We start from the raw sequence: 8,964 nt of genomic DNA, 5'->3' as shown, positions 1-8,964 counted from the left end.
CGGTCCAGACGCTGTGGCGGGCGCAGGTCGGCGCGTCCTACGAGGCCGACCTGTTCGGCCGGGTGGGCAGCGGTGTGCGCGCCGCGCAGGCCGACGCCGCGCGCAGCGCAGCCTTGTTCCATGCGGTGCTGTTGGCGCTGCAGGCCGACGTCGCACAGAATTATTTCGCGTTGCGCGACCTCGATGCGCAGCTGGAGGTGTATCGGCAAACGGTGGCGTTGCGCGCTGAGATGCTGCAACTGGTGCAGCGCCGCTTCGACGCTGGCGAGACCGGCGAGCTGGATGTGGCGCGCGCCCGCAATGCGCTGGAGAGCGTGCGGGCCGAGGCGGTGGGCGTGGCGCGCCGCCGCGCCGCCGCCGAGCATGGCCTTGCGGTGTTGCTGGGCAAGGCGCCGGCGGAATTTGCGTTGGCCGCCATGCCGCTGGCGCCGCTGGCGGTACGCATACCGGCCGGCCTGCCGTCGGCGCTGCTGGAGCGGCGGCCCGACATCGCGGCGGCGGAGCGGGCCATGGCGGCGGCCAACGCCCGCGTCGGCCTGGCCAGGGCCGCGTTCTTTCCGCGCCTGGACCTGACCGCCATGACGGGCTACGAGTCGGCCACGCTGGGCGAACTGTTTCACTGGTCCAGCCGGACTTTCCTGCTGGGGCGGTTGGCTGGCACCGCGTTGTCGGTGCCGCTGTTCGATGGCGGCCGGCGCGACGCCGCGCTCGACGGTGCGCAGGCGCGGCTGGACGAGGATGTGGCGCTATACCGTCAGCAGGTGCTGACCGCGTTCCGCGAAGTGGAGGATGGCCTGGCCGACCTGCGGCTGCTGGACACGCAGGCCAGCGCGCAGACCGCCGCCCTGGCGGCGGCGCAGCGAGCCGTGCGCTTGTCGCAGACGCAGTACGGGGAAGGGCAGGTCGGCTATCTGGACGTGATCGACGCCCAGCGGCAGATGCTGCTGGCGCGTCTGCAGTCGCACCAGCTGGCCGGGGCACAGGCCGCCGCTACCGTCAGCCTGATCCGGGCGCTGGGCGGTGGCTGGGAGGCGCCGCAGGTGGCCGCCCGCTAGGGCGGCGCGGGTCAGGCTGCGCGCAGCGCCATGGCGGCGCTGAGCAGCGTGACCACGGCGATCGAGAGGAAGAAAACCTGGCGCGCCCAACGGGCATCGTCGCGGGCGGTCAAGCCGGCGATGCCCAGCGCCAGCCAGCCGCCGCCGGCGACCACTGCCGCCAGCAGGTAAAGCCGACCGGCGCCCAGCGCGGCAAGCAGCGGCGCGGCTGCCAGGAAGGCCAGCATGTAGGCGATCATGTGACGCTTGGCGCTGGCATGGCCGCGCACCAGCGGCAGCACGGGAATGGCGGCGGCCCGGTAATCGGCGGCGCGGAAGATGGCGATGGCGTAGGAATGCGGCATCTGCCACAGGCAAAACACCGCGAACAGCAGCACGGCGGCGGCGTCCAGACCGCCGTGCGCCACGCAGTAGCCGACCACCGGCGGCATGGCGCCGGCAATGCTGCCCACCAGCGTGCCGTGCACCGAGCTGCGCTTCAGGCGCAGGCTATACAGGCCGGTATAGACCGCGTAACCGCACAGGATCAGCGCCTGCGGCAGCAGCCGCTGGGTCGCGGCCCACAGCAAGGCCAGCCCCGCCAGCAGCAGCAACGCCGCGTAGACCAGGGCCACCGGTACGGCCAGCGCGCCGTTGGCCATGGGCCGGCTGCGCGTGCGCTGCATCAACCGGTCGATGTCGCGGTCGATCACGTTGTTGACGGCACAGCCCGAGGCGACCACCAGCGAGACGCCGGCGGCGGCCAGCGCGCCCTGGCGCCAGTCCACCGCGCCACCCGATGCGAACAGGAAGGCGCCGGTCACCGAAACCAGATTGCCCAGCACGATGCCTGGCTTGGTGAGCGCCAGGTAAGTCTTGTACGTGGCTGGCGCGCGCGGCATGCGGCGCCCGCTCACGTGCGCAGCGCGGCGGTGGCGCGGATCTCGATCTTCAGCTCGGCCAGCGCCAGTCCGGCCACCCCGAGGATGGTCCAGGCAGGGAAGGGGCGCTCAAAGTGGCGCTCCTTGATGGGCATGAATGCGGCCAGGGTGTCCTGCAGGTCGACATGGTAGCTCACCACTTCGACCACATCGGCCATGGTCAGTCCTTCCAGTCGCAGTATTTCCACCAGGCGCAGCATGGCCAGTTCACCCTGCTCGGCGGCCGATGCCGGGATCGAACCGTCGGGCCGGATGCCGACCGCACCGGCAATGAACAGCAGGCCGCCGGCGCGGACCGCCGGCGAATAGCCGTAGTGCTCGAAGGCGTCGCTGCTGGCACCATACACGGGATTGTCGCTGGCGATCTGCAGCGCCTGTTTATGTGGCCGACTGGCGGCGCTGGCTGCCGAGGCCGCCGGCGTGGCGGTGAGGCCGGCAGCCATGCCTGCGGCAGCGGCGGACAGGAAGCGGCGGCGGGGTTGTTTGGCGTGGTTCATATAGTCCTTTCAAAGTGGGCGGGATGCTTGTCGCGCAAATATTCTAGCGGCCGCGCTTGCCCCTAAACCGACGCAGATCCCTCGTTTTCCGTCATTCGCGACGGTGCGCCGATGGGATGTCTGGAAAGGAGGGAAATATGACGATGTCGCCACCGGCCGGCGCGCTAACATGGGTCCGATGTCAAGCAAGGAGAACAAATGAACAGGACAACTCACAATCGCGAAGAGCGGGCGCGGCTGCGGAAAATGCGCTATGCGTCGCTGCTCGAAGGAACGACGCTGCTGTTGCTGCTCGGTGTCGCCGTGCCGCTCAAGCACCTGGCCGGGCAGGCTGGCATGGTGGCGGTCATGGGGCCGCTGCACGGCGTGGCGTTTCTGCTGTATTTCTGGATGACCATGCAGACGCTTGCTGTCAGCGACTGGACACGCGGCGATGCGCTGCGCATGGTGCTTGCGGCGCTGGTGCCGCTGGGCGGCTTCGTCAACGAGCGGATGTTGGCGCGCCGCGAGGCGGCGCTTGCGGCGCGTGCCGGGGAGTAGCATGGGCTATCTGTTATTGAAGGCGCTGCATCTGACTGCGGTATTCACGTGGATCGGCGGCATGCTGGCCGCCGCCGTGGTGCTGGGCGCCGGCGCGCCGCAGCGCTGCGCTATCCCCGCTGGCGTGTTCGACCACCTGCGGACCTGGGACCGGCGCGTGACCACGCCGGCGATGCTGCTGGCCTGGATCATCGGGCTGGCGCTGGCCTTGCTGGGGCACTGGTTTCCGCAAGGCTGGCTGATCGCCAAGCTGGCGTTCGTGCTGTTGCTGTCCGGCCTGCATGGCGTGCTGGCCGGGCAGTTGCGCCGGCTGGCGTCCGAGCCGGCGGCGCCTGTGCGGCCGATGCCAGGCCACGCCGCCGCCGTGGTGCTGGCCACCGCCATCATCGCCGTCATCGTAGTGGTCAAGCCGCATGGATACTGAGTGGCCGCGCGGCGGCGGCATCGTCAATATGTCAGGAAGCGCCGTCGCTCAACCGGCCTGCCAGCCGCCACCCAGGGCTTTGTACAGCGATACGGTGGCCTGCAGGCGCTTGAGTTTCAGTATCCCCAGCTCATTTTGCACGTCCGCCAGGTTGCGCTGGGTATCAAGTACGGTCATCAGGTCTTCCGCTCCCGCCTTGTAGCGGATTTCCGATAAATTGAACGCAAGACGCGACTGTTCCAGCTCCACTTCCTTTAACCGGCGCTGCTCGTCGAGACTGTTGATCTGGCCCAGCACGGTGTCCACCTCCGCCAGGGCGGCAAGGACGGTCGCGCGATAGTTCTGCACCAGCTCCTGTTTTTGTTCGATGGCCAGATCGCGCTCGGTGCGCAGGCGCCCGCCATCGAAAATTGGCGCCACCAGCGAAGCGCCGACATTGGCGAACACATTCTGGGCGTTGAGCAGCGAGGTCAAGGCGCTGCTTTGCGTGCCCGTCGTTCCGGTCAGGCGTATGCTGGGAAACAAGGCGGCGCGCGCCATCTCGACGTTGGCGCTGGCGGCCGCCAGGACCGCTTCCGAACGGCGGATATCGGGCCGCCGCGACAGCAGTTCGGACGGCAGTCCGGCCGTCACTTCGGGCAGGCGGATGGTGTCGAGTCCGCTATCGCTGACCTTGAAGGTTTGCGGCGAGCGGCCGAGCAGGATGGCCAGCGCGGACTGCGCCTCGCGTTCCTGCTGCTGTAAAGCGGGGATTGCGGCACGCTGGCTGGCGACCGCGGAGCGCTGACGCGCCAGGTCGACCGACGTGGCGGCGCCGACGCTGCTCTGTGCCTCGACCAGCGACAGCACATGCTCCGCGGTCCCGGCGTTCTCGCGCGCCACGCCAAGACGGTCGTGCAGGGACAAGAGTTGCAGATAAGTCGACACGATGGCGCTGGTCACCGTGAGGGCCACGGTCTGTCGATCGTAGAAATTGGCCCGCAGCGATGCCTCGGCTGCGGCAACGCTGGCGGCGTTCTTGCCCCAAAAATCGAGTTCGTAAGACACCTGCAACTGTCCGCTGGATGAAACATTGGCGTTGTGATTGCCTGCGAGCGGCAGATCCCGGCTGGCGCCGGCGTAGGCGTCGACCGACGGCAGGAGCGCCACCCCGGCGATCCGCGCCTGCGCCGCCGCCTGGCGCACCCGCGACAGCGCGGCGGCCAGTTCCAGGTTGCTGTCCTGGCCGTCGCGCACCAACTGGCTCAGTTCGTCGCTGCCGAAGCGTTGCCACCAGAGGTTGTCCGGCCATTCCTGGCTACCCGGCGTCCCCGCCTGCGACCAGCCAGCCGGCAATTCGACCGCCGGCGCCGGTTCCGCCACAGGAATCGTGTGCGCGCACCCGGCCAGCAACATGCCGGCCAGGCAACCCGCCAGCACGCTGGTCCGCCGTGGCCAAATACGTTGGCTCATGGGGCCGCCGCCGGCGCCACCGGCTTGGGGAGAAGCGCCGGCGTCGGCACAGGACCGACCAGCACCTGCTCGCCTGCCTCCAGGCCGGACAGCACTTGCGCCTGCTGCGTGGTGCGCAAGCCGATTTTCACTTTGCGCACCACGATGCGCCGTTCGAGGTTCACCACATTGACCTGATACATCCCCGCCGCATCACGCTTGCCCAGCAGGTTAGCCGGCAGCAGCACCGCATCTTTGGCCTGGGCGACGATGAACTGCACCTGGGTGCTCATGCCGCTCATCAGTTCCTGTTCAGGATTGTCGACCTCGAACAGCACATTGTAAAAAGTCTGCTTGCCTTGCTCGCCCGTGCCGTCGGCCGGTACGGGAATCACCTGGCGCAGCTTGCCCGACCAGGTGCGGCCGGGATAACCGGGTGTCTGGAAGTTGGCCGTCATGCCGCGCTTCAGTCGCGTCACATCCACTTCCGCCACGCGCGCCTGGACCGTCATTTGCGACAGGTCCGCAATGCGCATCAAGGGCGGGCCGGCCTGGCCGACGCTCACCGTCTGCCCTGGCCGCGCGTTCACTGCCACCACGGTGCCCGACAGCGGCGCCGGAACCTGCCTGTGGCGACTGCTTTCTTCATCGAACTTGAGCGTCGCCTCCAGCTGTTGGATCTGCGCGTTGATGGAGTCGACCCGGGCGCGCGCCGAGGCCAAATTCATGCGGCTCGACTCCACGCTTTCCTCGCGGGTGGCGTTTTGTGCCTTGAGCTGTGTCTGGCGCTTGAACTGCAATTCGGCGAAGTCGGTCTGCGCTTGCTGGTCTGCCAGCTCGGCCCGCAGCCGGGCCATTTGCGCCAGGTTGCTTTCCGCGCGGACCGCGGGCGAAATCTCCATCACCGGCTTGCCTTCCTGCACGGCGTCCCCGACCGCACACAGCACTTCCTTTATCTGGCCGGCAACTTGCACATTCACATCCGCAAAGTGATGGAACTGCAATTTTCCGACGGCCTCGACCGTCTGCTGCAGGTCGCCGCGCTGCACCGTGACCGTGTCGAGCTTGATCTCGACGGCCTCCGTGGGCGGATGCGGCGCCCCGGCCGGGCCCGGTACTTGCGCGAAGGAAAGACCAGCATTGAGCGCCAGCATGAGCACCGCCGCCGTCAGGGGGATAGGGCGGCGGGCGCCGTCTTTTAGATCGTTCATCAGTTTTACATCGTTAAAAGCAGCGGCCATTTTAGCGCATTCAGGCGCAAGCATTGACCGGCGCCCCGACAAATTGGCGCCAATGCCCAGGTCGCGGCGCTGTGCGCCCGGCCGGCCCGTCAGCTTGACTGCTTCGCGCCGGCCGCTATCTCAGGCCCGGCTCTGCGGGCGCGGCCGGCTGGCGTAGTGCAGGTCGGACAGCATGCCGCGCTTGGTGGCAAGCGCGACCGCATGGGTGCGCGCGGTCGCGCCCAGCTTGCTGAACACGCCCTTGGTGTGGGCTTTGACGGTGCCCACACCGATCCCCAGCTCGCGCGCGATCTCCTTGTTACAGCAGCCCTGCGCCAGCAGTCGCAAGACCTGGTCTTCCCGCGTGGTCAGGTTATGCTGGCCCGGCACGGCGAGCATGCCGCTCAATGCCTGCGCCACATAGCGGCCGCCGAGCGCCAGCGTGCGGACCGCGGCGACCAGCTGGCTGGCGTCGCAGTGTTGCAGCAGGTAGCCGCTGGCGCCGGCGCGGAAGGCGTCGCGCAGATCCCATTCGCGGTCGTGGTGGGTGACGATCAGCACCGCAGGTCCGTGGACCAGGTGCTGGGCCGCATACGCGGTGACCGCCTGGCGATAATCGAGTATCAGCACGTCGGCTTGCTCATCGCCGGGCGATTGGTCCGGCGGCAATAATGTCAGGGCGATATCGGCGTACTGGTCCAGCAGCACGCCGATGCCGCTGCGGATCAGCTGGTCCTCATGCCGGACGGTCACCCGGATATTCATCAAGCGGTTCATGATTGTCCTTTCGTGTCAGAAGGAGGGCAGGGTCAGCAGGCCCAGGCGCTCGGCCAGCCAGCCGCTGCCGATGAGCATTGCGCCCGCCGAGCCGCCGCGCAGCAGCACGGGGACATAGCCGGCGCTGCGCCTTAAGCAGAACAGCAACAGCATCGCCAGCGCGACGATCAACAGCTGGCCGAGTTCGAGTCCCAGGTTGAATTCCACCAGTGCCTTGATGTATTGCAGCGTGGGCAGGTGCAGTTCGGCCAGGGCGCCGGCAAAGCCGAAGCCGTGGATCAGGCCAAACAGGAAGGCGACGCCGGCGCGGGGCACCGGAAAGATCGGCACCAGGTTGTCCAGCGCCGCCAGCACGATGGTGGCGGCAATCGCCGCTTCGACCAACGCTGGCGGCGGCGCCAGTACGCCGGCCGCGCCCAGGCCGAGCGTGATCGAGTGGGCCAGCGTGAAGGCCGAGACGATGCCGGCCACGGGCAGCAAGGCCGTGGTCATGTGCGGCAGCGGCCGGTAGCGGCGGGCATGCCGCGCCATCACCGACGGCAAAATCAGGCAAAGCAGGAAGAGCAGGTGATCGTAGCCGCTCAGGATATGGTGCACGCCCTCGCGCAGGAATGCCCAGCCTGCCGAGGTGATCGGCGCGGCGGCCGGCGGCGGGGCCGGTGCGCCGGGATCGAGCATCCGCAGCAGCGGCGGCTGGCCGCTGCGCAGGATGCTGGCCAGGCCGCGATGGGTGGGATCGATGTCGGCAAACAGGGTGTAGCGGATCGGCGGCAGCGTCTCGGGCGCGCAGGCGCCATGCAGGAACAGCGCCAGGTAGACGCCGTCGTTGCGCCGCTCGAGGCTGGTGTGGTCCAGCTGCAGCGGACAGCCGTCCAGCGCCAGGCGGGCGGTCGCGTAGTCCACCATGCGCGGGGTCTGGGCCTGGATTTCTCCCCAGCTCAGTTGGCCGTCGCCGTCGCGGTCGAGATCGAGCGCGGCGTCGAGGTCGCGCAGCGCGATATCCCAGCGCAGCTGCAACGGCTGGCGCGTGGTGTCGATCATCAGATAGGCATCGCTGGACTTGTGCGCCCATGCCGCCGGCAGGACGAAGCACGCGGCCAGCAGCAAGCCGCCGGCGGTCCAGCGCTTAAAACAGCGCATCGAGACGTCGGTCATGTAATCCCATTTTTTGTTGAAGTTGGCGCACCTGGGCGCTGGCTTGCCGGTCGCCGGCGGCCCTGGCGGCGCGCGCCGCGAGCAGCAGGTCCAGCGCTTCGCGTTGCCGTGTCAGGTTGCCGCGCGCCAGCGTGACGGCGCTGGCGGCCGCACCATCGATGGCCAGCGCGAACATGGCCTGTTCGCGGCCATGCAGCAGGCGCGCGTCGGCGCGCTGGTTGGACAAGGCGATACGCTCGCGCAGTTCGTTGACGGCCGCCGCCGCGCCTGGCGCGGCTGCCCGGGTGCCGGCAATGGCCAGCCGCAGCAGCACGGCGTCGCTGTGCGGCTGGCCGGCCAGCACCTGCAGGGCGGCGCCGGGGCGCTGCTGGTCGAGCAGGAAGTCGGCGTAGCTGATGCGGGTGTAGTCATCCGCGCCCAGCGCCAGGGCCTGACGGAAGGCGGCGTCGGCGGCGCGATCGCGGCCGTCGCGCGCTTCCAGTTCCGCCAGCGAGGTGTACAGCCAGGCGGCGGTGGCCGTGGCCAGGCCGGGATCGGCCAGCAACCCCGCCAGCGCCTGGCGCGCCGGCGCCGTGCGGCCGCGCAGGCCGTCGTTTTCCGCGAGGCAGGCGGTGCTGTAAAGGGGCGCGCCGGCGGCGGCTACCTGACGGCAGGCGGCATCCGAGTCGGCATAGCTGCCTTGCAGCCGCAGGATGGTGGCCATGGTCAGCCACGCCTGGGCCAGGCGGGCGCCGTCGGCGCGTGCGGTCAGCTGGCGCAGTGTGAGCAGCGCGCCATCGAAATCATGCAGGTATTGCTGGATCGTGGCGCGCGTCAGCAGCACCTCGGCCGGCGCCGTGGCGTGGTCCTGCCAACGGGCCAGCGCGGCGAGCGCCTGCCCCGCCAGGCGCGGATCGCCGCGCTGGTGCGCCAGTTCCAGCCGCCGCCGCGCCAGCGCCAGCGCCA

10 protein-coding genes are annotated in these 8,964 nt (G+C 69.0%); 3 read left to right on the top strand and 7 right to left on the bottom strand.

The genetic code is table 11. The features are described from left to right. Positions 1 to 1,055 (top strand): efflux transporter outer membrane subunit (locus tag GJ695_RS28910; protein ID WP_154370540.1); only part of this gene is annotated, 1,055 nt, incomplete at its 5' end. A gap of 11 nt (positions 1,056 to 1,066) precedes the next feature. Here GJ695_RS28910 and cyoE read toward each other — a convergent pair. Both cyoE and GJ695_RS28900 read right to left on the bottom strand, forming a co-directional pair. Beyond that, positions 1,067 to 1,936 (bottom strand): heme o synthase, encoded by an 870-nt coding sequence (gene cyoE / locus GJ695_RS28905; protein WP_154370539.1) that lies wholly within the window; start codon positions 1,934 to 1,936, stop codon positions 1,067 to 1,069. An 11-nt stretch (positions 1,937 to 1,947) separates the two neighbouring features. Further along, a complete protein-coding gene (locus GJ695_RS28900) occupies positions 1,948 to 2,472 on the bottom strand; it encodes a Rid family hydrolase (RefSeq protein WP_229260700.1) in 525 nt (174 codons plus the stop codon). Between the two features lie 198 nt (positions 2,473 to 2,670). Here GJ695_RS28900 and GJ695_RS28895 point away from each other — a divergent pair, with 198 nt between their 5' ends. Both GJ695_RS28895 and GJ695_RS28890 read left to right on the top strand, forming a co-directional pair. Next, a complete protein-coding gene (locus tag GJ695_RS28895; protein ID WP_208023470.1) occupies positions 2,671 to 3,012 on the top strand; it encodes a DUF3817 domain-containing protein in 342 nt (113 codons plus the stop codon). Position 3,013: 1 nt separating this feature from the next. Continuing rightward, entirely contained in the window at positions 3,014 to 3,436 is a 423-nt protein-coding gene (locus tag GJ695_RS28890) for a CopD family protein (RefSeq protein WP_154370538.1), read from the top strand. Positions 3,437 to 3,484: 48 nt separating this feature from the next. Here the strand turns inward: GJ695_RS28890 and GJ695_RS28885 are convergent, their stop codons facing one another. From GJ695_RS28885 to GJ695_RS29755, 5 genes are all read right to left on the bottom strand, one after another. Next, on the bottom strand, positions 3,485 to 4,888 hold the full coding sequence (locus GJ695_RS28885) for an efflux transporter outer membrane subunit (protein WP_154370537.1): 1,404 nt from the start codon (positions 4,886 to 4,888) through the stop codon (positions 3,485 to 3,487). Continuing rightward, positions 4,885 to 6,108 carry an efflux RND transporter periplasmic adaptor subunit gene (locus GJ695_RS28880; RefSeq protein WP_229260699.1) on the bottom strand — a complete coding sequence of 408 codons (1,224 nt, stop codon included), beginning with the start codon at positions 6,106 to 6,108 and terminating at the stop codon, positions 4,885 to 4,887. Before GJ695_RS28880 ends, GJ695_RS28885 begins: the two co-directional genes overlap by 4 nt. A gap of 120 nt (positions 6,109 to 6,228) precedes the next feature. Next, the gene (locus GJ695_RS28875) at positions 6,229 to 6,864 is read right to left on the bottom strand and encodes a response regulator transcription factor (RefSeq protein ID WP_154370536.1); all 636 of its coding nucleotides are present in this window, start codon (positions 6,862 to 6,864) and stop codon (positions 6,229 to 6,231) included. A 15-nt stretch (positions 6,865 to 6,879) separates the two neighbouring features. Beyond that, positions 6,880 to 8,019, bottom strand: a complete 1,140-nt coding sequence (locus tag GJ695_RS28870) for a HupE/UreJ family protein (protein WP_229260698.1) — start codon at positions 8,017 to 8,019, stop codon at positions 6,880 to 6,882. After that, a partial coding sequence (locus GJ695_RS29755) for a hypothetical protein (protein ID WP_166455421.1) occupies positions 7,991 to 8,964 on the bottom strand: 974 nt, incomplete at its 5' end. The genes GJ695_RS28870 and GJ695_RS29755, both read right to left, overlap by 29 nt.

Source organism: Duganella alba (genome assembly GCF_009674495.1).
GTDB lineage: Bacteria > Pseudomonadota > Gammaproteobacteria > Burkholderiales > Burkholderiaceae_D > Rugamonas > Rugamonas alba.
The sequence above is the reverse complement of the archived record's forward strand: the minus strand, read 5'-3'. Positions and strand labels throughout refer to the sequence as shown.